Source organism: Microbacterium sp. USHLN186 (assembly GCF_037145155.1).
In the GTDB taxonomy this organism is placed as follows: Bacteria; Actinomycetota; Actinomycetes; order Actinomycetales; family Microbacteriaceae; genus Microbacterium.
The window spans coordinates 657,643-679,979 of the sequence record NZ_JBBCYA010000002.1; the positions used below are offsets into that span (position 1 = coordinate 657,643).

A 22,337-nucleotide genomic window follows, 5' to 3' on the forward strand; every position below is an offset into this window, starting at 1 on the left:
CCGCGCGGCGGAGTCCCTAGACTGTTCACCGGTTCCCAACCATTTCCGAAAAGGAGAAACACCATGGCCCTTTCCCAGGATGAGGTCCTCGCCGGCCTCGCCGAGCTGGTCACCGACGAGACCGGCATCGACGCCTCCGAGGTCCAGATGGAGAAGTCGTTCACCGACGACCTCGACATCGACTCGATCTCGATGATGACGATCGTCGTCAACGCCGAGGAGAAGTTCGGCGTCACGATCCCCGACGACGAGGTCAAGAACCTCAAGACCGTCGCCGACGCCGTCAACTTCATCGTCGCCGGCCAGGAGTGAGACCCGCGGATGCCACCCCCGCCCCGTGCGGGGCGTGGCATCCTCCTTCCTGCCCTGATTCCGCTTCCGACCCCGCCCCCGAAGGACCCTCATGACCAAGCGCATCGTCGTCACCGGCATCGGCGCCACGTCCGCCCTGGGCGGCACGGCTCCCGAGAACTGGGCGAACCTGCTCGCCGGCGTGTCCGGCGCCCGCACGCTGACCCACGACTGGGTCGAGAAGTACCAGATCCCCGTGCACTTCGCCGCGGAGGCCGTCGTGCGCCCGGAGGAGGTGCTGCCTCGTCATGAGGCGAAGCGGCTGGACCCGTCGACGCAGTTCGCGCTGATCGCCGCGCGCGAGGCGTGGGAGGATGCCGGTGCGCCGGAGGTCGCCCCAGAGCGTCTGGGCGTCGACTGGGCAACCGGCATCGGCGGAGTGTGGACGCTGCTCGACGCGTGGGACACGCTGCGTGAGAAGGGCCCGCGTCGCGTCATGCCGCTGACCGTGCCGATGCTCATGCCCAACGCCGGCGCCGGCAACCTCTCGCTGCACTTCAATGCGAAGGCGTACGCCCGCACGGTCGTCAGCGCCTGCGCCTCGAGCACCGAGTCGATCGCGAACGCGTACCAGCACCTGCAGGACGGCCTCGCCGACGTCGTCATCGCCGGCGGCGCGGAATCCGCGATCCACCCGATCACCGTCGCCTCGTTCGCGTCCGCCCAGGCCCTGTCACGACGCAACGACGACCCTGCCACAGCATCACGGCCGGGCGCGATCGATCGCGACGGCTTCGTCATGGGCGAGGGCGGCGCGGCACTCGTGCTCGAGACCGAGGAGCACGCGACCGCTCGCGGCGCGAAGATCTACGCCTACCTGGTGGGCGGCGGTGTCACCGCCGACTCGTACCACATCACCGGCAACGACCCCGAGGGTGCCGGAGCCGCTCGCGCGGTCGAGGCCGCTCTGGCCCAGGCCGGCGCGTCCCCCGATGAGGTGGCGCACATCAACGCCCACGCGACATCGACTCCGGTGGGCGACCCCAACGAGTACGAGGCGCTCAAGCGCGTCTTCGGCGATCGGATCGACGACATCCCCGTCTCCGCCACCAAGGCGTCCACGGGCCACCTGCTCGGCGGCACCGGCGCGCTCGAGGCGGTGTACACGATCCTCGCGCTGCGCGACCGGGTCGCCCCGCCCACGATCAACATGACCGAGCCCGACCCGGCGGTGCCGTTCAAGCTGTCCACCGAGCCGCAGCCGCTCGGCGACGGCAGCCTGCTCGCGATCAGCAACTCCTTCGGCTTCGGCGGGCACAACGCCGTCGTCGCCTTCCGCAGCGCCTCGTGACCGAGCCGGACCCGGCGGCACTGACGCGGTTCTGGCAGGCCGCGCGCGCGGCTGTGCCCGCTCTTCCGTCCGCGGTGCCCGCGGCATGGGCGTTCGGCGCGACCCCTGAGCACGCGGATTCGCTGCTCGCCCTCGTCATCGAGGGCCGCAAGACCGCGACGGCGTCGTCGGTCTGGGACTACGAGAGCACCGGCGATGCGCTGCCCGTCGTCGGCGAGCACAGTGTGATCCTCGATGGCGGCGCCCGTCCGCGCGCGGTGCTTCGCACCACTGCTGTGGAGGTGGTGCCGTTCGACGCGGTCACCGCGGAGCACGCCCATGCCGAGGGCGAGGGAGATCGCACACTGCAGTACTGGCGGGCCGTGCACGAGCGGTTCTGGCGAGAGCACTCCGAGGGCCCGCGCGGCTTCGCGCCGGACATGCCGGTGCTCTGCGAGCGGTTCGAGCTGCTGTACGTCGCGCCCTGAACCGCGGTTCAACCGACCTTGTGCAGCCAGACCACGTGCGTGTCGTCGCCGGCGTGGCGGAACGGCTCGAGCTCCTCGTCCCACGCCGAGCCCAGCGCCACGTCCAGCTCGCGCTGCAGTTCGGCCGCGCTGCCTGCCGCGATCTCCATCGCGTAGCGGATGCGGTCCTCGCCGATCACGATGTTGCCGGCGGTGTCGGTCTGCGCGTAATGGATGCCGAGGTCGGGCGTGTGCAGCCAGCGGCCGCCCTCACTGCCCGGCGTCGGGTCCTCCGAGACCTCGAAGCGCAGGTGCTCCCAGCCGCGGATGGCCGTCGCGAGCGCAGCACCGGTCCCCGCCGGTCCGTCCCAGTAGAACTCCGCGCGGCGTGTGCCGGGCTGGACCGGCTGGTCGCTCCAGTCGAAGCTGACGGCACGACCGACAGCGCGTCCGACCGCCCATTCCAGGTGCGGGCAGAGCGCGCGAGGAGCGGAGTGGATGAACACCACTCCGCGTGCGTATCCCGTCGCCATGATCTCTCCGTTTCATCAGGTACGTCTTCCCCTACGACCTGATCCGAAGATGCGGCGAACTATGCGGTTGTACGGCGATTATCGCCCAGAACGCAACGAATCACAAGCGTGTGACTCCGGATGCCGGAACGGCCCCGGTCTGGTGACCGGGGCCGTTCTCATGATGGGTCCCTGAGCTTGTCATGATGGGTCCCTGAGCTTGTCGAAGGGTTACGCTTCGCTCATCGCGAGCTTGGCCTGCTGGCCCTTCGCGGCGTAGTAGGCGGCGCGAGCGGCATCCCGACGGGCCTGCTCGGCGTAGCCGGCCTCGAGCACGTCCTGCGCGACCTCGACCTGCTCGTGCTGGTCGGTGCCGTGGTACTTCTCGATGTACGCGTCGAGCTCGGGGCCCGACTCCCACGAGGTGATCAGGCAGTAGCGCGGCTCGGTGCCGTTGTGCGTGGTGGCGTGCCACAGACGCTGGGTGTCGACGATGAGCTGAGCACCGGCCGGAAGCGCGATGCGGTACTCGACGCTCGGATCGGTGCGGTTCTCACGCAGGACGAAGTAGCTGTCCTTATCGTCGGTGAGGTTGAAGAATCCGCGCACGACCCAGCCGGTGCCGTCCGGGTTGAGGCGGTTGTTGTCGTCCTGGTGCAGGTTGTAGAGGCACTCGCCGTACGGAGTCGGCTGCAGCTCGATGACGCGGCAGCGGCCGACGTTCGCGCCGGGCTCCTGAGCGCGGGCGGTGAGGGTCGGGGCGATCGCGGTCTGCGATTCGATCCACACGCCGTCCTTGTCGGTGCGCGGCGGCTTGTGGTTCCAGAAGCCGTTGCACTCGATCTCGCCCTTGGCGCTGGCGAGCGGCGAGAAGCGGGTGTCACCCGAGGACTTCCAATCGACATACTCGATGTCGAGCCATTCCTTCGGGTCCATTTCCTTGTCGTAGCTGTCGAGGATGACGAATCCCTTGTCCTCGAGTGCGGCGGACTTGATGTATCCCATGATCTGAGTCATGTCCTTTCGTTAGGGGCAAGCACGTTTTAACAGGCCCTACTTAGGCAAGCCTACCTCCCGCTCCCCGGCGCTCCCGGTGACCGGGCCGGGGAAAATGGGCGCGGACTAGACTCGACGCGGCGGCTCGTCACCCCGCCGCACGGAGGAATCACGCAGCCATGGCAACGGCGACCAATGTCGAAGCGCACGCAACGGGGACCATCGAATGGCTCTCGGCCCCCACGACCAACATCGTCGTCCCGGTCTACCAGCGCCAGTACCGCTGGGACATCGGCGGGTGCGAGAAGCTGCTCTCCGACATCCGCGCGGTGGCCGGCGAGGACGACGGGCACCGGCACTTCATCGGCTCGATCCTCTCCGGTCGAGACGTGGATGCGGGCGCCGACGGCGGCGACATGATCCTCATCGACGGCCAGCAGCGCATCACCACGATCATGCTGCTCATCGCCGCGCTGCACCACGCCGTGCGCGAGAGCGACCCGCCGCTCTCAGCCGCGCTCGAGCGCGTCCTCGTGCGCGCCGACGACCCCCGCCGCACCAAGCTCCGCCCGCACGACGCGTGGGCGCACCTGTACGAATCCGTGGTGCTCGACCGCCGGGACGACGCCGATCGGGAGTCCCGCTTCGACGACAACTATGCGTTCTTCCGCAGCCAGGTCCACGCCGACGAAGCGGCCGCCATCTGGCGGGGCCTGCAGCGTCTGGAGCACGTGTCGATCACGCTCGGCCCCGCCGCCAGCGCGCAGCAGATCTTCGAGAGCCTGAACTCGACGGGCCAGCCGCTGCGCGATCACGAACTGATCCACAACTACATCCTGATGGGCCTCTCGCACGCGGAGCAGTTGCGGATCGAGGAGGAGTTCTGGCTGCCGATCGAGCAGCATACGGGCGAGTCGATCGGCGCCTTCTGGCGCCACTACCTGATGATGACCACGGGCCGCGAGATCGATGCCGCGGGCGAGCACGGCGTCTACGCCGCCTTCCGCGGCTCCTTTCCGCGGCTGGACCCGGACGCTCTGCGCCCGGACGCGTCGGTCTGGCGCGCGTACGCGGAGATCTACGGCATCCTGCTCGAACCCGCAGGTGAGCCCGACGCCGGCATCCGGCGCCAGCTGCAGCGACTGAACACGTTCGGGCGCACCGCCTACCCGCTCGTGATGAGCGCGTACGGCGATCACCGGCGCGGGCTCATCACGCGAGAGCAGCTCATCGAGGTGCTGGAGTGGGTTCAGGCGCTGTTCCTGCGTCGCGCGATCGTCGGGCTGCCCACCGATCGCCTGATCGCCCGGCTGTGTCGCGCACGCTCCGAGGGTCACGACGCGCTCATGCGGGCCATCGGCCGCATCACGCCCTCCGACGAGCGCGTCAGCGCGGTGCTGAAGTACGGCGAGCTCCCCCACCCGGCGTACGTGCTCGGTCGCATCGAGGGCATCGACGATCTGTCGGGCTACGACGTCGAGACGATCGTCCCGCCGGTTCCCGCCACCTCGTGGAGCGGTGACGGCATTCGCCCGTGGAACGAGTACAGCGAGGACGAACAGAACGCCCACCGCGCGCTCACGCCGACGCTCGGCAACCTCACGCTGCTGGAGGACTCGCTCACCCTCCGCGTCTTCGGCGCCTCGTTCCCCGAGAAGCGCGATCAGGCCTATGCCCGCAGCGCTGTCTCGGCCACCAGGGAGCTGGCGCAGATCCCCGCGTGGAGCACCGCCGCCATCTCCGCACGCACGGTGCGCCTGACCGCGGAGCTGCTGCGGATCTGGGCGCGCCCGGATGTGGGTGAGATCGACGACGACGGTCTGACACCCGTGCTGGACGCCGTGCGCCGCCGCGGCTGGCCGGCGGGCTGGGAGCGCGAGTTCGACTACTGCGAGTACCGCGGGGAGCACTGGGAGGTCAAGGACGTCCGCGCCCTGTTCAACCGCATCTTCCGTCGGGCGTGGACGGACGACCGCGCCGCGGCCCTCGCCTACAGCGCGAAGCACGGTGGGCCCCTCTACGGTGAGATGGCATGGAAGGGACAGTGGGATGAGTTCGACGAATCGCACTTCCTCTACATGGGGTGGGACTCGCACTACATGATGACCGCCCTGCAGGGCGTGCTGGAGGAATCCGGCATCGCCGCGGAGGTCTTCGTCAAGTACTCCTACATCGGCAACGTGATGTGACGAGGGGTCAGGGCTGCTCGTGCTCCTCGTCGTCGAGCGGCACGTCGATGCTCTGCTCGGCGACGTCGGCCGGGTCGGCCTCGAGCTGCTGAGCGGCGACCTCGGGCTCGGGCCCTGTCACGCTCTGCTCCGGATCGTGCGGCTCCTCGTGCACATCACGGCGCTGCTCGAGCGCATCCGCCTCGGGTACCTCGACCCGATCGTCCTGGTGATCGCGCATGAACGCTGCTCCCTTCTCTCCGCGCCGCCGACCGGCGTCGTCTTCCCATGATGGTCCGAGGCGGCCTCCGCCCACAGGGGGTTGCTCCCGCCCGCCGGGTTCTGTCTAGCATCGGGTGATGAGCACTGACCGCGACGCGAGCGCCCGCGACGCGAGCGCACACGACCGGGCCGCAGCGGGCTCGTTCCGCGTCGGCACCTCCGGCTGGCGCTACCGGTCGTGGCGCGGCGACTTCTACCCGACCGGTCTCGTGCAGCGCGCGGAGCTGACCTATCTCGCCGAGCGGATGCCCACGGTGGAGCTGAACGGGTCGTTCTACTCCCTGCAGCGTCCGCAGAGCTACCTGCGCTGGCGGGCAGCGGTGCCCGACGATTTCGTGTTCGCGGTGAAGGGATCGCGGTACATCTCGCACATGCTGCGGCTGCGCGATGCTCGCGCGGCCCTGGCGAACTTCTTCTCGTCCGGCCTGCTCGCGCTCGGCCCCACCCTCGGCCCGATCCTGTGGCAGCTGCCCGAGCGTCAGCGTTTCGAGCCCGACGTGCTCGCATCTTTCCTCGACGTGCTGCCGCGCACCACCCACGAGGCGCTCGCGCTCGCGCGGGAGCACGACGAGCGGATGACGGGTCGAACCTGGCTGGAGGACGACGTCGACCGACCGCTGCGCTACGCGATCGAGCCGCGTTCGGAGTCATTCGCCGATCCCGCCGCACGGCGGCTGCTGGACGAGCACGGCGTCGCTCTCACCGTCGCCGACACGGCCGGGCGATGGCCGCAGTTCGAACCGGGCACGGCCGCGTTCGTCTATGTGCGCCTGCACGGCGCGGCCGAGCTGTACGCCAGTGGCTACACCGCCGAGGAGCTGGCGCTGTGGGCGCACCGGTGCCGACACTGGGCGAGGACCGGCGGCGCAGATGAACGGGACGTGTTCGTGTACTTCGACAACGACGCCCGCGGCTATGCGCCGCACGATGCGCTCGCACTCACACGGCTGCTGCGCGAGGCGCTCTGACCCTAGGCACCGTCGCGAGCCGTGGCACCGCCGGGATCCGGACGCTCTTCGCCGGTCACATCGATCGCGTCCGTCGCCGGCGCAGCCGGTGGCGGAGTGAGCACCGAATCGTAGGCGTGCTCGCTGGAGTACTGCAGGAAGGCGAGGTGCGCCTCGTAGCGGTCCAGGACGTCCTCGATCACCTGCAGGCGGGTGAGGCCGACGATGTCGTAGCCCTCCGAGCCGGTCTGGGTGAACACCTCCAGGCGCACGTAGACATCGGTGCCCTTGGTCATCGTGCGACCGCCGAACAGCGGCACCGGGGCGACGACGCCCGCCACCCGATACAGGAAATCCCGCTCGCCGGGAGCGATCGCCACGCGCAGCACGTGCTCGGGCACCCCCGTGTCGAGGTCGGGCACCGTGGTCAGCGCGACGTCGTAGCCCAGTTCGGTGAACTCCGCGGTCACCTCCTGCAGCGCCGGCAGGACCGTCGACTGCGAATACTGCACCACCGCCTCGCGGGACGCGTACGAGCGGATGCCGGCCAGACGCTGTCGCCAGCTCTTCGCCGGCGCCTGTCCGCCGCCGGGTGCCGCCCGCCGCGGACGCAGCGTGCGCCCCTCGCGATCAGCGCGCTCCATCCGCAGCACCTTCGAGAACGATGCCATCACGAGGTAGGCGATGACCGTGACAGGAAGGGCGAAGATGAGCGTCGCGTACTCCATCGTGGTCACCCCGCCGGCGACGAGCATCGCGATCGTCAGCACTGCGGTCAGCAGCGCCCAGTAGATGCGCAGCCATTTCGGGCCGTCCTGACCGGGATCGCGGATGATCGACGAGAAGTTCGACATCACCATGGCGCCCGAGTTCGCGCTGGTCAGATAGAACAGCAGCCCCGACAGCGTAGCCAGCCCGATGAGGAACGCCGCGCCGGGAAAGGACTCCAGCAGCGCGTACCACCCGCCCTCCGGGTCGGCGACGGCGAGTTCAGCGAAGGCGCGGTCGCCGTCCATCACACGCTTGAGGGCGGAGTTGCCGAAGATGCTCACGATGAAGAAGTCGCACAGCACCGGGGCCGTGACCGCGGCGATCACGAACTCCCGCAGCGTGCGCCCGCGCGAGATGCGAGCGAGGAAGAGCCCCACGAACGGGCCCCAGGCCAGCCAGAACGCCCAGAAGAACAGCGTCCAGCCGGCCATCCACTCTGCGCCGCCCTCGACGTAGCCGAAGGTCTGCAGCGTGCGCTCGGGAAGCGTCAGCAGGAACCGCCCGACGTTCTCGACCATCGCGTTGAGCAGGAACGCGGTCTGTCCGGTGAACAGGATGTAGAGCACCATGGCTCCGGCGGCCCACAGGTTCAGTTCGGAGATCACTCGGATGCCGCGGTCCACGCCCGAGGTGCACGCGATGATCGTCATGACGACGGAGACGACGACCAGGGCGATCTCGAGCGACAGTCCCTTCGGCAGATGGAAGATCCACGCGAAGCCGACATCGAGCAGCACGACGCCGATGCCCATCGAGGTGGCGACCCCGAACACCGTGCCGACAAGCGCGAACACGTCGATGGTGGCTCCCACCGGACCGCGCACGCGCTTGCCCAGCAGCGGATACAGCACGGCCCGGATCGACAGCGGCATCCCCCAGCGGTAGGCGAAGTACCCCATCGCCATCCCGAGCAGCGCATATACTGCCCAGCCCGCCACGCCGTAGTGGAACATCGTCCACACCACCGCGTCCTGCGCCGCCTGCAGAGACTCTGGCGTCACCGCCGGTGGCGCCAGGTACTGCGTCACCGGTCCTGTGACCGAGAAGAACAGCATGTCGATGCCGACACCTGCCGCGAACAGCATCGCGACCCAGGTGAACAGGTTGTACTGCGGGCGGGAGTGATCGGGGCCGAGCCGCACCGATCCCTCCCGGGAGAGGGCCACCCACAGCACGAACAGGATGATCAGGGTGATGGTGAGGACGTAGTACCAGCCCAGGTTCGTGGCGATCCAGCCGACAACCTGCTGCATCGTCCCGGACGCCTGAGCGGGCAGGAGGATGGCCCACAGCGAGAACGCGAGGACGATCAACGAGGAGATGATGAGGACGGGACGGTTCACGCGCGGGCGCGTCGATTCGACGAACTCCGCCGGACCGCGAGCACGCAGCTCGCTGCTCGAGACCGGGGGCCGATCGGCGTCGTCCGGGGAGGGACGCTGTCGGGCTGTCAGACGGCCCCGCTCGCGTTCGACGTGGCCGCGGATGACTGCACCATCGCGCGTGGGATCGTGCCGCGGTTCCGTCATCGCTGCTCCTTCGCTCCCCCGCCGCAAGTGTAATGCGGGCGTCGGATCGCCATGGATGGCGCGACAGCAGCGCCCGCGCGCTCAGCGGCGCGAGCGGCGCAATCGCCGCGAGCGGCGCTCATCGATCAGGTCGTTCTCGGCGAGCTTCTCCAGCCGCTCGGTGTCGCGCAGCGGCACCTGCAGCTCCCGCTCGGCCGGCTCCCCGCGCCGCAGCTCGCGCGTGCGCTCGACCTCGGCGTCGAAGAGCACCCCGATCAGCAGCGCGATGTTGCCGATCCACAGCCACAGCAGGAAGACGACGATGCCGGCGAACGAGCCGTACACGCGGTCGTAGTCGGCGAGGCTGGTCACGTAGAAGCCGAACCCGAGCGAGGCCAGAGCGAACACCGCGATCGCGACCAGTGCTCCGAGACTCATCAGACGGAACCGGGGATGGTCGATGTTCGGAGCGAAGTAGTAGAGGATGGCCACGATCAGGCAGACGACGATCACCACAGCGGGCCAGCGCGCGATGCGCCAGATGGTCAGTGCGGTCTCCCCCGCCCCGATCGATTCGCCCAGGGCCTGCGCGAGCGGCCAGCTGATCACCGCGAGGCCGACGGCGATGGTGACGAGGACGAAGACAGCCAGGGTCACGAGCAGATGCGCGGGCTTCGCCTTCCAGAACATCCGCCCCTCGGGAACGCCGTAGATGCGGTTCATGATCCGGCCCAGCGCCGTGACGTAGCGCGCGACCGACCACAGCGCCAGCGCGAGAGCCAGCACGAGCAGCCAGCCCGCCCCTGACGCGGATGCGACCTCCTCGAGCGGGCGTCGCAGCGCCTGCATCACGTCATCCGGCGCCACCTCTCGGACGATGTCGAGCACGGCCTTCGCCGCCCCCCGCTTCTCACCGAACACGCCGATCACCGAGAACGCCGCGATGAACGTCGGGAACATCGCCAGGAGCGCGTAGAAGGTGAGCCCGGCAGCGGCATCCGGACAGTAGTTGCGGAAGAAGCCGCGCGCGGCGCGACGGATGATGAGCGCGGCCGCGGCGCGGTGCTCCCCGTCGTCGAGTCGCGCGCGCCCCTGGCCCCTGTCGCTCTGCTTCGCGTCGCCCCGCTTCGCGTGGTCCTGCTTCGCGTTGCTCTGCTTCGCGTTGCCGCGTCCTGCATTGGCGTGTGTGCTCATGATGGCTTCCCGTCCGGATCCGACCCGATGCCCTCATGCTCTCGCATCCGCTTCGCACGGGCGTCCGCCTTGCCGCGCGAACGCGCCCGGTGCTAGTCCTGCGCCGGCCGCGTCAAGCCCTTGCACCGGCATGGTTCGGCCGGGCACCGTGGGGAAGACAGGAGACCGCGACCGCGGCTCACGCGACGAGAGGAGACCCGATGTCGGACGACCAGCAGAACACGCACGCACGCGGCGACGAGGAGCCGACCACCGAGGAGCTGCAGGAGCCGAGCACCGAGAAGGACCCCGGTCAGGAGCCCAAGGCGGAGCACCCCGACCAGCCCGAGCCTGATCACAGCGCGGTCGGCATCGGCGTGATCGGCGGCCCGCAGACCGACACGGAGGGCGCTGCGGATGCCGCGGACGCCGGTTCGTCCGACGCCGGCGAGGACACTTCCGCATAGCCGTCCGATCCGGGTGCAGGTTACGCCTGCGCTTTCGCACACGGAACCCCCCTGGTCGAGATCGCGCCACCGGCCTACGGTTGCCGCTCCGCCGCCGGCCGGCGGCATCGACGACGAAGGGGTTCCGATGTTCTTCCACAAGCAGGAGATGCAGTTCTCAGCGAGTCCGGCGAAGCCCGACGCGCTCTTCGCCCGGCGGCTGCAGGAGGTGCTCGGCGGGCAGTACGGCGAGATCACCGTGGCGATGCAATACGGGTTCCAGGCTTGGAACGCGCACATTCCCGGCAAGTACCGCGACCTGCTCTACGGCATCGGGGCGGAGGAGTTCGGCCACGTCGAGATGCTGGCGATCATGATCGCGCAGCTGCTCGAGAAGAGCCCGGTGGAGCAGTCCGAAGCCGCCGCGGCCTCCGACCCGGTGCTGGGGGCGGTGATGGGCGGCATGGACGTGCAGTCCGCCATCGTCTCGGGAGCGGGCGCCCGCCCCGTCGACAGCAACGGCAACCCGTGGATGGGCTCGTACGTCACCGCGAGCGGCAACCTCCTCGCGGACTTCACCGCGAACGCCAACGCCGAGATGCAGGGACGGCTGCAGGTCGCGCGCATCTACAACATGACCGACGATCACGGCGTGCGCGAGCTGCTGTCGTTCCTGCTCGCGCGCGACACGATGCACCAGAACCAGTGGATCGCCGCCGCTCAGGAGCTCCGTGAGGAGGGCGTGGAGGACATCCCCGTGCCCAGCAACTTCCCGCGCTCGCAGGAGGCGCGCGACGCGAGCCATCAGTACATCAACTTCTCCGACGGCGAGGACGCTGCGAAGGGATCGTGGGCTTCCGGACCGGCGCCGGACGGCGGCGAGTTCACCTACCTCGCAGCGCCCGAGCGATCGGTGCCGATGCCCCCGCCCACCCGTCCGGACCCGCGACTTTACGGCACCGATGGCCGGCCGAACGTGATCGACAAGGCCGAGGGCGTGATCCGGGACAAGCTCAGCGACAAGTGACGCGCAACTCAGTCCGACAGCTCGCGGCGCGAGGTACCTCAGGCGAAGCAGCGTTTCGGATGGCGGCGATGCGCTGCTTCCCCCACACTTCCCGGGAATGCGCAACCCCTATCTGCAGCCGCGCGGCGTGGCTGAAGATCGCTTACACCGAACGAGCGGTGGGGACCGCGCGTCCGGCACAGCAGTACACCGAAGGAAACCGAACGAAGGAGAGACCATGTCAGACGGCACCAACGCCGTAAGTGGCGGCACACCCTACGGCACGGGCGGCGGGCCCGGCGCGGTCGACACGGCGAAGCAGGAGGCGAGTGACCTCAAGGACACCGCGACGGATGCCGCGAAGGACGTCACCGGCACCGCCAAGGACGAAGCGAAGGCGGTCGCTCACGAGACGAAGGCCCAGGCGAAGGACCTGTTCGATCAGACCCGCCAGGAGCTGAGCGAGCAGGCGTCGAAGCAGCAGCAGCGGCTGGCCGGCGGGCTGGACTCGCTCGGCTCCGAGCTGAGCTCGATGGCGCGCAACTCCGACGGCAACGGCGTCGCCAGCGACCTCGTGCAGAAGGCGTCGGACCGCATCTCCGGCATGGCGACGTGGCTGGGCGATCGTGAGCCCGGGGAGGTCATGCAGGACGTGAAGTCGTTCGCTCGCCGCCGTCCTGGCGCGTTCATCGGCGGTGCACTCGTCGCCGGTATCGTGGCCGGCCGCCTCACCCGCGCTCTGGCAGCGAACGCGAAGGACGACTCGTCGTCCTCGCGGCCCAGCACGGCCCTGGCTCCGACCGCGACGACGGCGGCCGTACCGCCGATGCCGCCGGCGCCACCTGTTCCTCCTGCGGTGGGGTCGCCCGTCGGAACCGGCGCTTCCGGAACCGGCGCCCCCATGGTCGGCGCCCCCGGCGCCGGCATCGCCGGAGCCGGCGCGACCGGCACCCCGGTACCGCCCCCTCCTGCCTCGCACGAGACACCGCTGTACACCGAGTCGGCCGCCGAACGCGGCGGTTCCGCGTACCCCGGCGACGGCTCCACCGGACAGGGGGTGACACATGAGCGACCCGACACCCTCTGAGGAGCGCGCCGCGTCGACGTCCCTGGGCGAGCTGCTCGGGGAGGTCACGCGTGACCTGTCCACGCTGATGCGCCAGGAGATCGCCCTCGCGAAGGCCGAGCTGAAGCAGTCCGCCACCACGTCCGCCAAGGGCGCCGGGATGCTGGGCGGCGCGGGATATGCGGCCTCGATGGTCGTGCTGTTCCTGTCGATCGCCCTCTGGGCTGCGCTCGCGACCCTGGTCGGCGGCGGATGGGCCGGAGTCATCGTCGCCGTCGTGTGGGCGATCATCGCGGCCGTGCTGTTCGTGGTCGGCCGCAACCAGATGAAGAAGGTGCAGGGGGCGCCGCAGACCGTCGAGACGCTGCAGGAGATCCCCCCGACATTCAAGAGAAATGAGGAGAACCGATGAGCGATTCACCAGATGCCATCCGCGCGGACATCGAGCGGACCCGGGCCGAACTCGGATACGACGTCGACGCACTGGCCGACAAGGTCACGCCGTCGAAGATCGCCCAGCGTCAGGTCGGCAAGGTGCGCGGCGCAGTGAACGCCGCGCGCGACCGGGTCATGGGCGCGGCGGACGACGCCGGCTCCGCCACCTCGAACATGGCGCACGGCGTCGCACACGACGCCGGTGACATGGCCCACCACGTCAAGGCGAAGGCCGAGGGTGCTCCTCTCGCCGTCGGACTGATCGCCTTCGGCGCCGGTCTGCTCATCTCCTCGCTGATCCCCGCCTCTCGCCGGGAGAAGGAGATGGCGCAGTCGGTGCGCGACGCCGCACAGCCGTTGGTGGACGAGGTCGGCGACGTCGCCAAGGAGGTCGCGAATGATCTCAAGGAGCCCGCCCGCGATGCCGCGGCCGCCGTGCAGGACCGGGCTGCGGACGCCGTGGAGACCGTGAAGGCCGAGGGAGCGGACGCGGCCGACACCGTCAAGGGGCAGGCGCAGCAGGCGAAGGACAACGTCAGCGGGAGCTGACCGATTCAGGAGGGCGGGAGGCGACTCCCGCCCTCCTCATTTGGAGGGGAGAGGCAAATGGCCGAGCAGCACGACACCACGACCAAGCAGCACGCACCGGCACCGGATGCGGATCGGAAGCCGGACTCGCTGACCGACGTCGAGAAGCGGTCGTGGAAGTACATCCTCGGCAAGACCGCACGCGAGTTCTCCGCCGACCAGTGCATGGATGCCGCGGCCGGACTGACCTACTACGCGGTGCTGTCGACCTTTCCCGCGCTCATCGCGATCTTCTCGCTGCTGGGCGTGTTCGGTCAGGACGGCGCCGCCGCTGACGCGGTGCTCGGCATCCTGCGCGACGTCGCGCCGGCAGACACCGTCGACGCTCTGCGCGGCCCGATCGAGCAGCTCTCCAATGCGCCCGGCGCCGGACTCGCGCTGGTCACCGGCCTGCTGGTCGCCCTCTGGTCGGCATCCGGGTACGTGGGCGCCTTCAGCCGAGCCATGAACCGGATCTACGAGATCGACGAGGGCCGTCCGTTCTGGAAGCTCCGGCCGATGCAGCTGCTCGTCACGGTCATCACCGTGGTCGCCCTCGCGATCGCGGCGGTCGCCCTCGCCCTCTCCGGCGACTTGATCGACGCCGTCGGCAGGGCCATCGGAGCCGGCGAGGCGGTGCGCATCGCGTGGGCCATCCTGCGCTGGCCGCTGCTGCTGTTCATCGTCGTGTTCCTCATCGCGGTGCTCTACTACGCCACCCCCAACGTCAAGCAGCCCCGGTTCCGCTGGATCAGCGTGGGCGCGGTGCTCGCGATCGTCGTCCTCGCGATCGCCACCGTCGGATTCGTGGTGTACGTCAGCAACTTCTCCAACTACGAGCGCACCTACGGCTCGCTCGCCGGCGTGATCGTCTTCCTGCTGTGGCTGTGGATCGCCAACCTCGCCCTGCTCTTCGGCGCCGAGTTCGACGCCGAGCTCGAGCGCGGCCGTGAACTGCAGGCCGGCATCGCGGCCGAGCGAGACGTCCAGCTCCCCCCGCGTGACACCCGCCAGAGCGACAAGCGCGCAGAGAAGGAGAAGAAGGACATCGCCGAGGGCCGCCGCATCCGGCTCAGCGCGGACGACGAGCCGGACCGGGAAGGCGAGCGGTCAGGATCCGACGACCGCCATCGCTGACCCGCCGCGGAGCGGGCATCCCCTGAGTCGGTGGGCTGATCACGGTGGGGCGGGCGGGACTTGAACCCGCGATCGTTGGGTTATGAGCCCACTGCCTTCACCAGCTTGGCCACCGCCCCGCAGAGCACCAGCTTACCTGTGGGATTCGCCGATCGCCGCCGCGTGGGTGCGTGTGTGCTCGAGGTAGATCCGGGAATTCTCCATCAGACCCTCGCGCTCCTGCGCACTCAGCGGCCGGCGCACCCACGCCGGCACACCGGCGACCAGCGAGCCGTCCGGCACCCGCGTTCCGGAGAGCACCACCGCTCCCCCGGCGATGAGGCAGCCGCGTCCGATCTCCGCCCCGCTCAGCACGACCGCGCCCATGCCCACCAGCGACCCGTCGCCGATGGTGCAGCCGTGCACGACGGCGTTGTGTCCGATCGACACGTGGTCGCCGATCACCACCGGATGACTCGCGTCGACGTGCACCGAGACGTTGTCCTGCACGTTGCTGGCGCGCCCGATCGTGATCGACGCCGAGTCCGCGCGCAGCACGGCGTTGTACCAGACGCTCGACGCCGACCCCAGCCGCACCTCGCCCACGATCCGCGCACCGTCGGCGACGAAGGCGTCGGACGGCACCTGTGGCGCGTGCGGGCCGAGTGCGATGACGGATGCGGCAGCGGCGATGCTCATGGTGCGACACTACCCGCACTTCCGCGGGATTCCGCGGATCTCGCGCGCGGTAAGCGTTGCCTTGGCTTGCTTGCGGAATGCGTCCGGCTGAGTAGCGTTGTACTCGAAAGACCGGAAGCAGACACTCGGAGGTTCACATGAGCAAGGCCCAGACCGTCCCCACTGTCGCCGTCGACCCCACCGTCGCCGCCGCCGCCGCACAGTTCCTCTCCCCCGTCGTGCACGGCCTTCAGGCGCTGACCGTGAACGGCAAGCAGGCGCACTGGCACGTGCGCGGCGCGAACTTCGTCGGTGTGCACGAGCTGCTCGACACCATCGTCGCGCACGCCGGGGACTTCGCCGACACCGCCGCCGAGCGCATCGTCGCCCTGGGGCTGCCGATCGACGCCCGTGTGCAGACCGTCGCCGACAAGGCCGGCCAGACCGGCGTGCCGGCCGGCTTCGCACAGTCCGACGAGATGATCCGTGCGGTCGTCGGCGAGATCGACGCCATCCTGGTCGAAGTGAAGGCTGCCGTGGAGGGCCTCGACGAGGTCGATCTCACCAGCCAGGACGTGGCCATCGAGATCCAGCGCGGGCTGGAGAAGGACCGCTGGTTCCTCATCTCGCACATCGCCGCCTGAGCGCGGCCGGTGCACAGGGCGTCGCAGCTTCGGCTGCGGCGCCCTCTCGCGTTCAGGCCCGGTGCGTGATCCTGCCGCCGAGCAGGGTGGCCGAGACCGGCATCCGGCGCAGCTCGTCGCGACCGGCGGTCAACGGATCGGATCCGCACACCGCGAGATCGGCGAGAGCGCCGATCGAGGTCTCGGCCGTCCCATGCCGCGCGCTCGCCTGCAGAGCCGCCTCGACGCCCACCCGCTCCTCGGGTTGCCACGGCGCGCGCTCATCGCCGGTGCGGTGCACAGCCGCGGCGATGGTCAGCCAGGGATCCAGTGGCGCGACAGGTGCGTCCGAACCGAAGCGCACCGCGATGTCGGCGGCCAGCAGCGAGGCGAGCGGATGGCTCAGCGCCTGCTGGTGCTGCCACAGCGATCCCACCAGATCGCGGTCGTCGACCGCGTGCTCCGGCTGCACGCTGGTGACGACGCCGAGTCGGGCGAAGCGCGCGAGGTCGGCGTGGCGCACGAGCTGGGCGTGCTCGATGGTGCCGCGCGCCTGGGTGTAGGTGAACGCGTCGAGTGCCGATGCCACCGCCCGGTCCCCGATCGCGTGCACGGCGACCTCCATACCTGCCGCGGTGGCCAGGGTGAGCAGCTCGCGCAGCTCATCCGGGTCGATCGTGAGCACGCCGAAGTTGGCGGGGTCATCGTCGTAGGCGTGCGAGCACGCCGCCGTCCGCGTGCCCAGCGAGCCGTCGGTGATGAGCTTGAGCGGACCGACGTGCACGAGACCGGAGGTGCCGGCCAACTCGTCGCCTGTGCGCAGGCCCTCGGCGACCGCCCGTTCGAAGTCGGCGGCGTAGCAGGCGAACTCCACCCGGTGGGCGGCGAAGCCGGCGTCCGCCCGGCGCCGCCATGCGGCGGCGTTCCACGCCATGTCGAAGTCGACCGTCCCCGTCACCCCGCGCGCAGCGGCGCGCTGCCCCGCCCGGAGCACCGCAGCGTCGGCGGACGCGTCGTCGGCGGCGTTCAGGCGCCGCGAGATCTCGAAGGCGTCCTCCTCGCGCAGCATCCCGTCGGGCGTCGGCGGGAATCCCTCGCGGCGCAGAGCGGCGCTGTTCATCCACACGCTGTGCACGTCCGCGTTGATGAGATAGGTGGGCACCTCGCCGGTGAGCTCGTCGAGCAGCGCGAGCGTGGGATCGTCCGGCCAGAGCGCGTCGCGCATCCCGACGCCGATGCGGCGCCCGTCGCCCAGCGGCTCGACCTCGCTCATCAGCCGCGCGGCCTCTGCCGCGCTGCCGACGGCGGCGAGCGAGGTACGCTCCGCGTGCAGCGCCCACTGCACGGTGTGCACGTGATGGTCCCACAGCCCCGGCACGACGCGGGCGCCTGCGACGTCCAGCACCCGACCCGCGGTGCGCAGCGCGCCGGTCGGGGCGATGTCGGCGATCCATCCGTCTGCGAGGATCAGGTCGACCGGCTCGTCCCCGAACGCCACTGCGGCAGAGCCGAAGAGCCGGGCGGCGCGCACCACATCGACGCGCTCGCCCGGCATGGGCGACGAGCTCACCGCGCCGCGCTGCGCACGACCGGGATGGCCTGCGTCTTCCAGTCCTGGAACGCCTGATCGTCGGCCATGAACGCCTCGACCTGCTCGGTCGTGGCCGTGAGCTTCGGATCGTTGTCGAGGTACTTCTTCGTCTCACGCGCGACGAGACCGGAGAGCACGAGCAGGCCGATGAGGTTCGGCAGGGCCATCAGCCCGTTCATCACGTCGGAGAACGCCCACACCACACCCAGCTGCACCGTGCAGCCGACGAACACGACCAGCGAGAACAGGATGCGGAACGGCATCACCGCCCGGCGACCGAGCAGACGCTCGATGCTGCGCTCACCGTAATAAGACCAGCCGAGGATCGTGGATCCGGCGAACAGGACGAGGCCGATGGTGACGATGTAGTGCCCCCATTCCCCGGGCAGTCCGTGCGAGAACGCCTCGCCCGTCATCAGCGCCGCGTTGATCTGCTCGCCGGTCTCGGGGTCCGTCATGTTCCAGACGCCGGTGGTGATGATCACCAGGCCCGTGCAGGTGACGACGATGATCGTGTCGATGAAGGTCTGGGTCATCGACACGAGACCCTGACGGACGGGGTGACTGGTCTTCGCCGCCGCGGCGGCGATCGCGGCCGAGCCCATGCCGGACTCGTTGGAGAAGATCCCGCGGGCGACGCCCATCTGCACGGCGATGATGATCGCGGATCCGGCGAAGCCGCCGATCGCGCTGGTGCCGGTGAACGCGTCGGTGAAGATCTGCGCGAACGCCGCCGGGACGCCGCCGATGTTGGCGACGAGGATGTAGATCGCGCCGAGCACGTAGAAGATGATCATGACCGGGACGAGACCGGCGGTGACACGGCCGATGGACTTGATGCCGCCGACGAGCACGAGCAGCGCGAACACCGTGAGGACGATGCCGGTGACCCAGGTGGGCACGTTGAAGCTGTTCTGCAGGTTCGCCGAGATCGAGTTGCCCTGCGTCATGTTGCCGATGCCGAAGCAGGCGATGACGGCGGCGATGGCGAAGAAGATGGCGAGGAACCTGCCGAAGCGATTCGGGATGCCGCGCTCCAGGTAGTACTGCGGTCCGCCGGACTTCTCGCCCGCGGCATCCGTGGTGCGGAAGCGCACGCCGAGGAACGCCTCGGAGTACTTCGACGCCATCCCGAGCAGTCCGGTCACCCACATCCAGAACAGCGCGCCGGGGCCGCCGATGCCGATGGCCGTCGCGACGCCGACGATGTTGCCCGTCCCCACCGTGGCGGCGAGGGCGGTGGTGAGCGCCTGGAACTGGGAGATGTCGCCGTCCGAGCCAGGATCACGCCGCGTGAACAGGCCGAGCCGGAGCGCGGCACCCAGCTTGAGGAACTGCAGGCCCCCGAGCCGGATCGTGAGATAGAGCCCGGTGCCCAGCAGCAGCGGGATGAGGAACCAGGGCCCCCAGATCCACGAGCTGATGTTGCCGAGCACGGCTTCCAGGCCGGACAGATCCATGAGCGTCTCCTGTCATGCGTCGTTGCGAACGGATTCCGCCATCCTATTCACAGCGGGCACTCAGATTCGCACGCGGCGCGCCCGCGCGCGTCGCTGTCGGCGCTGCAGCTCAGCGCTGACAGGACGGGCACCAGTAGAGCTTGCGCGCGCCGATCTCCTCGAGTGCGATCTCGGTGCCGCACACGCGGCAGGGCAGTCCAGCCCGGTGGTACACCCAGTGCCGATCGTCGCGGCTGGCCATCGCCGCGCGGTACTCTGCCTCCCCCAGCCCGTCCATCGTCATCATCTGGCCGGTCTCGACGCCGATCGACAGCAGCCGCACCCAGTCGCGCCACAGCTCGCGCACGACCTCCTCGGGAACGTCGCGGCCGGGAGTGTGCGGCTCGACGCGGGCTCGGAACAGCATCTCCGCCCGATAGACGTTGCCGATCCCGCTGATGACCGCCTGATCCATCAGCAGCAGCGCGATCGGGGTGGGCTTGCGACGCACCGTGCGCACGAAGCGCTCCTCGCCCTCGTCGACATCGCCGACGAGGGGATCGGGTCCGAGCTTGGCGATCGTGGCGAGCATCTCGTCCGTGCTCTGCAGCGCGCAGGCGGTCGGTCCGCGCAGATCGGCGCACGTGGTCTCGTTCAGCAGCCGCAGCCGCACCTGCCCCACGACCGGCGGGGGCCATTCGTCGCCCTCGTCGGACAGCCCACTGGTCTGCTCCGACATGCGCACGTGCACCCGCGTGCGTCGCGGCGCCCCGATCGAGGTCAGCGAGTTCTCACCCGCGTCGTCGAAGATCGCCTCGTCGAGGTCGGTGCCGCGCTGATTGGTCTGGCCCATCCGTCCGTTCGCCGAGGCGATGGTCGCGTCCGCCACGATCTCACCGGCGAAATCCCATGCGCCGTACAGCCCGAGATGCACTCGCAGCCAGACCGCGTCCTCGAATTCCAGGAACATCTGCTTGCCCACGGCCATCGCCTGCAGCATCTCGCGTCCCTGCAGTACCGCGGCGCCCTCGGCGAAGCGGCCCTGCGGGCTGGATGCCTGCACCGGCCGGCCCACGAAGTTGCGCGCGAACTGCCGTGCGATCCGGTGGACGGAATGCCCCTCGGGCATGTCAGGCCCTCGGGTCCGGCAGCAGCGACCCGTCCCTCTCGAAGGCGGCGATCTGGCCGATCCGGCGCACGTGCCGCTCCTCGCCGGTGAACGGCGTGGCGATGAACAGATCGATGAACGACGTCACCTCGTCGAAGCTGTGCTGGCGCGCGCCGATCGAGATGACGTTCGCATCGTTGTGCTCGCGGGCCAGCTGCGCCGTCGACAGGTTCCACACCAGCGCCGCACGCACCCCCGCGACCTTGTTGGCGGCGATCTGCTCGCCGTTGCCGGATCCGCCGAACACGACGCCCAGCGCCGCGACCCCGGACTCCTGGTCGGCGATGACCGCCTGTGCGGCGCGGATGCAGAACGCCGGGTAGTCGTCGAGCGCGTCGTATTCGACCGGTCCGTGGTCGACGACCTCGTGGCCGGCGCTGCGCAGGTGCTCCTGCAGCCGGTGCGAGAAATCGAGTCCGGCGTGGTCGGTGGCGATGTGGATGCGCATGGCTCCCATCCTATTCAGCGCCGGGAGCGGTGTCCGTCCTGTCGAATGGGTCCCTGAGCCTGTCGAAGGGTCAGGGGGCGATGCCGGCCGCGGCGGGCTTGAATCCCGCGCGGATGTTCTCGCAGCAGCCGGGACGGCACACGTCGAACCAGGGTCCGAGGTCGGTGGTGTGCGCGCGATCGGCGACGGGGCGTCCTTCCAGGCGCTCCTGGACGAGATCGACGATCCCGGCGACGAACGCCGGCGAGACGCCGGGGGTCGGCGTGCGGACGAAGGCGAGTCCCGCCTCCTCGGCGGCCTCCTTGGCCTCGGTGTCGAGGTCCCAGAGCACCTCCATGTGGTCGCTCATGAAGCCGACCGGAACGACGACCACGGCGCGACGGCCGCGGGCGGGCAGCTCAGCGATGACATCGCACACGTCGGGCTCTAGCCACGGCTGCGAGGCGGGACCGGAGCGGGACTGGTACACCAGCTCCCACGGCACGTCGGCGGCGGCGGGGGCGAGCTCGGCGACGCGGTGCATCACCCAGGCCGCGACCGCCTCGTGCTGGGCGGCGTACGCGCCGCCCTCGCCGAGGTCCATGTCGCGCGGGCCGGAGCGCTTCGCGTCGTCCATGGGGATGCTGTGCGTCGAGAAGAGCACCTGCACCTCGCCCGGCGCCATCCCCTCGTCCAGGCGGCTGCGGATCGCGTCGTGGACGCCCTCGACGAAGGCCTGCACGAACCCGGGGTGGTCGAAGAAGGGGCGGATCTTGTCGATCGTCACCACGCCGTCGTAGGGGCTGCCGTCGAGCACCCGTGCGAAGTCCTCGCGGTACTGCCGGCAGCTCGAGAACGAGCTGTACGCGCTGGTGGCGAAGGCGAGCAGGGTGGTGTCGCCGTTGTCCGCCGCCTGGGCGACCGCCTCGTTGAGATAGGGCGCCCAGTTGCGGTTGCCCCAGTACACGGGCAGATCGATCGAGCGGGCCGCGAGCTCCGCTTCGAGCGCCGCCTTCAGCGCGCGGTTCTGCGCGTTGATGGGGCTGACGCCGCCGAAGTGACGGTAGTGGTGCGAGACATCCTCGAGCCGCTCATCCGGGATGCCCCGGCCGCGCGTCACGTTGCGCAGGAACGGGATGACGTCATCCTGACCTTCCGGCCCGCCGAAGCCGGCGAGCAGGATGCCGTCGTACGCGACGGGCTCGGTGACGTGCGCAGCGCCGCCGGCGGCGGCGGACGACGCGTGGGGAACGACGATGGGTTCTGAGCTGCTCACGCGACCATCCTGGCATCCGCTTCCTATGAGCGGGCGCGGAACGACTCCCGCGCA

Annotated in this window: 23 protein-coding genes and 1 tRNA gene; 12 read left to right on the forward strand and 12 right to left on the reverse strand. The window is 69.7% G+C overall.

The window, feature by feature from the left end:
* The first annotated feature begins 63 nt into the window (after window positions 1-63).
* The 3 genes from WFG93_RS07170 to WFG93_RS07180 all read left to right on the forward strand — a co-directional run bounded on the left by WFG93_RS07170 (window position 64) and on the right by WFG93_RS07180 (window position 2,109).
* Window positions 64-312, forward strand: coding sequence for an acyl carrier protein (locus WFG93_RS07170; RefSeq protein ID WP_336645619.1), 249 nt, complete (start codon window positions 64-66; stop codon window positions 310-312).
* A gap of 91 nt (window positions 313-403) precedes the next feature.
* Window positions 404-1,642, forward strand: coding sequence for a beta-ketoacyl-[acyl-carrier-protein] synthase family protein (locus WFG93_RS07175; protein WP_336645620.1), 1,239 nt, complete (start codon window positions 404-406; stop codon window positions 1,640-1,642).
* Entirely contained in the window at window positions 1,639-2,109 is a 471-nt protein-coding gene (locus WFG93_RS07180; RefSeq protein ID WP_336645621.1) for an ASCH domain-containing protein, read from the forward strand. Before WFG93_RS07175 ends, WFG93_RS07180 begins: the two co-directional genes overlap by 4 nt.
* A gap of 8 nt (window positions 2,110-2,117) precedes the next feature.
* Here the strand turns inward: WFG93_RS07180 and WFG93_RS07185 are convergent, their stop codons facing one another.
* Complete coding sequence (locus tag WFG93_RS07185) at window positions 2,118-2,621, reverse strand: DUF3145 domain-containing protein (protein ID WP_336645622.1); 504 nt, start codon at window positions 2,619-2,621, stop codon at window positions 2,118-2,120.
* A gap of 210 nt (window positions 2,622-2,831) precedes the next feature.
* Complete coding sequence (locus WFG93_RS07190) at window positions 2,832-3,605, reverse strand: hypothetical protein (RefSeq protein WP_336645720.1); 774 nt, start codon at window positions 3,603-3,605, stop codon at window positions 2,832-2,834.
* Window positions 3,606-3,775: 170 nt separating this feature from the next.
* Here WFG93_RS07190 and WFG93_RS07195 point away from each other — a divergent pair, with 170 nt between their 5' ends.
* Window positions 3,776-5,785: a DUF262 domain-containing HNH endonuclease family protein gene (locus tag WFG93_RS07195; protein ID WP_336645623.1), complete on the forward strand. Its 2,010-nt coding sequence runs from the start codon at window positions 3,776-3,778 to the stop codon at window positions 5,783-5,785.
* A gap of 7 nt (window positions 5,786-5,792) precedes the next feature.
* Here the strand turns inward: WFG93_RS07195 and WFG93_RS07200 are convergent, their stop codons facing one another.
* The gene (locus tag WFG93_RS07200) at window positions 5,793-6,005 is read right to left on the reverse strand and encodes a hypothetical protein (RefSeq protein ID WP_336645624.1); all 213 of its coding nucleotides are present in this window, start codon (window positions 6,003-6,005) and stop codon (window positions 5,793-5,795) included.
* Between the two features lie 118 nt (window positions 6,006-6,123).
* On the opposite strand from WFG93_RS07200, the gene WFG93_RS07205 reads away from it, so the two are divergent.
* Entirely contained in the window at window positions 6,124-7,014 is an 891-nt protein-coding gene (locus WFG93_RS07205) for a DUF72 domain-containing protein (protein WP_336645625.1), read from the forward strand.
* Between the two features lie 2 nt (window positions 7,015-7,016).
* On the opposite strand, the gene betT is transcribed toward WFG93_RS07205, so the two are convergent.
* On the reverse strand, window positions 7,017-9,293 hold the full coding sequence (gene betT / locus WFG93_RS07210; RefSeq protein ID WP_336645626.1) for a choline BCCT transporter BetT: 2,277 nt from the start codon (window positions 9,291-9,293) through the stop codon (window positions 7,017-7,019).
* 81 nt (window positions 9,294-9,374) lie between these two features.
* Window positions 9,375-10,466 (reverse strand): YihY/virulence factor BrkB family protein, encoded by a 1,092-nt coding sequence (locus tag WFG93_RS07215; RefSeq protein WP_336645627.1) that lies wholly within the window; start codon window positions 10,464-10,466, stop codon window positions 9,375-9,377.
* 200 nt (window positions 10,467-10,666) lie between these two features.
* Here WFG93_RS07215 and WFG93_RS07220 point away from each other — a divergent pair, with 200 nt between their 5' ends.
* From WFG93_RS07220 to WFG93_RS07245, 6 genes are all read left to right on the forward strand, one after another.
* The gene (locus WFG93_RS07220) at window positions 10,667-10,912 is read left to right on the forward strand and encodes a hypothetical protein (RefSeq protein WP_336645628.1); all 246 of its coding nucleotides are present in this window, start codon (window positions 10,667-10,669) and stop codon (window positions 10,910-10,912) included.
* A gap of 127 nt (window positions 10,913-11,039) precedes the next feature.
* Window positions 11,040-11,918, forward strand: coding sequence for a manganese catalase family protein (locus tag WFG93_RS07225; RefSeq protein ID WP_336645629.1), 879 nt, complete (start codon window positions 11,040-11,042; stop codon window positions 11,916-11,918).
* A 217-nt stretch (window positions 11,919-12,135) separates the two neighbouring features.
* Window positions 12,136-12,984: a hypothetical protein gene (locus WFG93_RS07230; RefSeq protein WP_336645630.1), complete on the forward strand. Its 849-nt coding sequence runs from the start codon at window positions 12,136-12,138 to the stop codon at window positions 12,982-12,984.
* Window positions 12,962-13,375 (forward strand): phage holin family protein, encoded by a 414-nt coding sequence (locus WFG93_RS07235; RefSeq protein ID WP_336645631.1) that lies wholly within the window; start codon window positions 12,962-12,964, stop codon window positions 13,373-13,375. Before WFG93_RS07230 ends, WFG93_RS07235 begins: the two co-directional genes overlap by 23 nt.
* A complete protein-coding gene (locus WFG93_RS07240) occupies window positions 13,372-13,947 on the forward strand; it encodes a DUF3618 domain-containing protein (protein WP_336645632.1) in 576 nt (191 codons plus the stop codon). The genes WFG93_RS07235 and WFG93_RS07240 overlap by 4 nt, the downstream gene beginning before the upstream one ends.
* A 57-nt stretch (window positions 13,948-14,004) precedes the next feature.
* Window positions 14,005-15,102 carry a YihY/virulence factor BrkB family protein gene (locus WFG93_RS07245; RefSeq protein WP_336645633.1) on the forward strand — a complete coding sequence of 366 codons (1,098 nt, stop codon included), beginning with the start codon at window positions 14,005-14,007 and terminating at the stop codon, window positions 15,100-15,102.
* 45 nt (window positions 15,103-15,147) lie between these two features.
* Here the strand turns inward: WFG93_RS07245 and WFG93_RS07250 are convergent.
* Together WFG93_RS07250 and WFG93_RS07255 are read right to left on the reverse strand one after the other, a co-directional pair.
* Window positions 15,148-15,221, reverse strand: a tRNA-Ile gene (locus tag WFG93_RS07250).
* 13 nt (window positions 15,222-15,234) lie between these two features.
* Window positions 15,235-15,780 carry a gamma carbonic anhydrase family protein gene (locus WFG93_RS07255; protein WP_336645634.1) on the reverse strand — a complete coding sequence of 182 codons (546 nt, stop codon included), beginning with the start codon at window positions 15,778-15,780 and terminating at the stop codon, window positions 15,235-15,237.
* A 137-nt stretch (window positions 15,781-15,917) separates the two neighbouring features.
* On the opposite strand from WFG93_RS07255, the gene WFG93_RS07260 reads away from it, so the two are divergent.
* Window positions 15,918-16,403, forward strand: a complete 486-nt coding sequence (locus WFG93_RS07260; RefSeq protein WP_336645635.1) for a Dps family protein — start codon at window positions 15,918-15,920, stop codon at window positions 16,401-16,403.
* Window positions 16,404-16,455: 52 nt separating this feature from the next.
* On the opposite strand, the gene WFG93_RS07265 is transcribed toward WFG93_RS07260, so the two are convergent.
* The 5 genes from WFG93_RS07265 to WFG93_RS07285 all read right to left on the reverse strand — a co-directional run bounded on the left by WFG93_RS07265 (window position 16,456) and on the right by WFG93_RS07285 (window position 22,283).
* Complete coding sequence (locus WFG93_RS07265; RefSeq protein WP_336645721.1) at window positions 16,456-17,937, reverse strand: amidohydrolase; 1,482 nt, start codon at window positions 17,935-17,937, stop codon at window positions 16,456-16,458.
* An 11-nt stretch (window positions 17,938-17,948) separates the two neighbouring features.
* Window positions 17,949-19,433 carry an alanine/glycine:cation symporter family protein gene (locus WFG93_RS07270; protein WP_336645636.1) on the reverse strand — a complete coding sequence of 495 codons (1,485 nt, stop codon included), beginning with the start codon at window positions 19,431-19,433 and terminating at the stop codon, window positions 17,949-17,951.
* 109 nt (window positions 19,434-19,542) lie between these two features.
* Window positions 19,543-20,541, reverse strand: coding sequence for an Fpg/Nei family DNA glycosylase (locus WFG93_RS07275; protein ID WP_336645637.1), 999 nt, complete (start codon window positions 20,539-20,541; stop codon window positions 19,543-19,545).
* A gap of 1 nt (window position 20,542) precedes the next feature.
* On the reverse strand, window positions 20,543-21,028 hold the full coding sequence (locus WFG93_RS07280; protein WP_336645638.1) for a ribose-5-phosphate isomerase: 486 nt from the start codon (window positions 21,026-21,028) through the stop codon (window positions 20,543-20,545).
* Window positions 21,029-21,098: 70 nt separating this feature from the next.
* Window positions 21,099-22,283 carry a ferrochelatase gene (locus WFG93_RS07285; RefSeq protein ID WP_336645639.1) on the reverse strand — a complete coding sequence of 395 codons (1,185 nt, stop codon included), beginning with the start codon at window positions 22,281-22,283 and terminating at the stop codon, window positions 21,099-21,101.
* Between the last annotated feature and the right edge of the window lie 54 nt (window positions 22,284-22,337).

Excerpts from the sequence above, each read along its gene's own strand:
- WFG93_RS07170 (WP_336645619.1), top strand. The coding sequence starts at position 64 with ATGGCCCTTTCCCAGGATGAGGTCCTCGCCGGCCTCGCCGAGCTGGTC.
- WFG93_RS07175 (WP_336645620.1), top strand. The coding sequence starts at position 404 with ATGACCAAGCGCATCGTCGTCACCGGCATCGGCGCCACGTCCGCCCTG.
- WFG93_RS07185 (WP_336645622.1), bottom strand. The coding sequence starts at position 2,621 with ATGGCGACGGGATACGCACGCGGAGTGGTGTTCATCCACTCCGCTCCT.
- WFG93_RS07190 (WP_336645720.1), bottom strand. The coding sequence starts at position 3,605 with ATGGGATACATCAAGTCCGCCGCACTCGAGGACAAGGGATTCGTCATC.
- WFG93_RS07195 (WP_336645623.1), top strand. The coding sequence starts at position 3,776 with ATGGCAACGGCGACCAATGTCGAAGCGCACGCAACGGGGACCATCGAA.
- WFG93_RS07200 (WP_336645624.1), bottom strand. The coding sequence starts at position 6,005 with ATGCGCGATCACCAGGACGATCGGGTCGAGGTACCCGAGGCGGATGCG.
- WFG93_RS07205 (WP_336645625.1), top strand. The coding sequence starts at position 6,124 with ATGAGCACTGACCGCGACGCGAGCGCCCGCGACGCGAGCGCACACGAC.
- betT (WP_336645626.1), bottom strand. The coding sequence starts at position 9,293 with ATGACGGAACCGCGGCACGATCCCACGCGCGATGGTGCAGTCATCCGC.
- WFG93_RS07215 (WP_336645627.1), bottom strand. The coding sequence starts at position 10,466 with ATGAGCACACACGCCAATGCAGGACGCGGCAACGCGAAGCAGAGCAAC.
- WFG93_RS07220 (WP_336645628.1), top strand. The coding sequence starts at position 10,667 with ATGTCGGACGACCAGCAGAACACGCACGCACGCGGCGACGAGGAGCCG.
- WFG93_RS07225 (WP_336645629.1), top strand. The coding sequence starts at position 11,040 with ATGTTCTTCCACAAGCAGGAGATGCAGTTCTCAGCGAGTCCGGCGAAG.
- WFG93_RS07230 (WP_336645630.1), top strand. The coding sequence starts at position 12,136 with ATGTCAGACGGCACCAACGCCGTAAGTGGCGGCACACCCTACGGCACG.
- WFG93_RS07235 (WP_336645631.1), top strand. The coding sequence starts at position 12,962 with ATGAGCGACCCGACACCCTCTGAGGAGCGCGCCGCGTCGACGTCCCTG.
- WFG93_RS07240 (WP_336645632.1), top strand. The coding sequence starts at position 13,372 with ATGAGCGATTCACCAGATGCCATCCGCGCGGACATCGAGCGGACCCGG.
- WFG93_RS07245 (WP_336645633.1), top strand. The coding sequence starts at position 14,005 with ATGGCCGAGCAGCACGACACCACGACCAAGCAGCACGCACCGGCACCG.
- WFG93_RS07255 (WP_336645634.1), bottom strand. The coding sequence starts at position 15,780 with ATGAGCATCGCCGCTGCCGCATCCGTCATCGCACTCGGCCCGCACGCG.
- WFG93_RS07260 (WP_336645635.1), top strand. The coding sequence starts at position 15,918 with ATGAGCAAGGCCCAGACCGTCCCCACTGTCGCCGTCGACCCCACCGTC.
- WFG93_RS07265 (WP_336645721.1), bottom strand. The coding sequence starts at position 17,937 with ATGCCGGGCGAGCGCGTCGATGTGGTGCGCGCCGCCCGGCTCTTCGGC.
- WFG93_RS07270 (WP_336645636.1), bottom strand. The coding sequence starts at position 19,433 with ATGGATCTGTCCGGCCTGGAAGCCGTGCTCGGCAACATCAGCTCGTGG.
- WFG93_RS07275 (WP_336645637.1), bottom strand. The coding sequence starts at position 20,541 with ATGCCCGAGGGGCATTCCGTCCACCGGATCGCACGGCAGTTCGCGCGC.
- WFG93_RS07280 (WP_336645638.1), bottom strand. The coding sequence starts at position 21,028 with ATGCGCATCCACATCGCCACCGACCACGCCGGACTCGATTTCTCGCAC.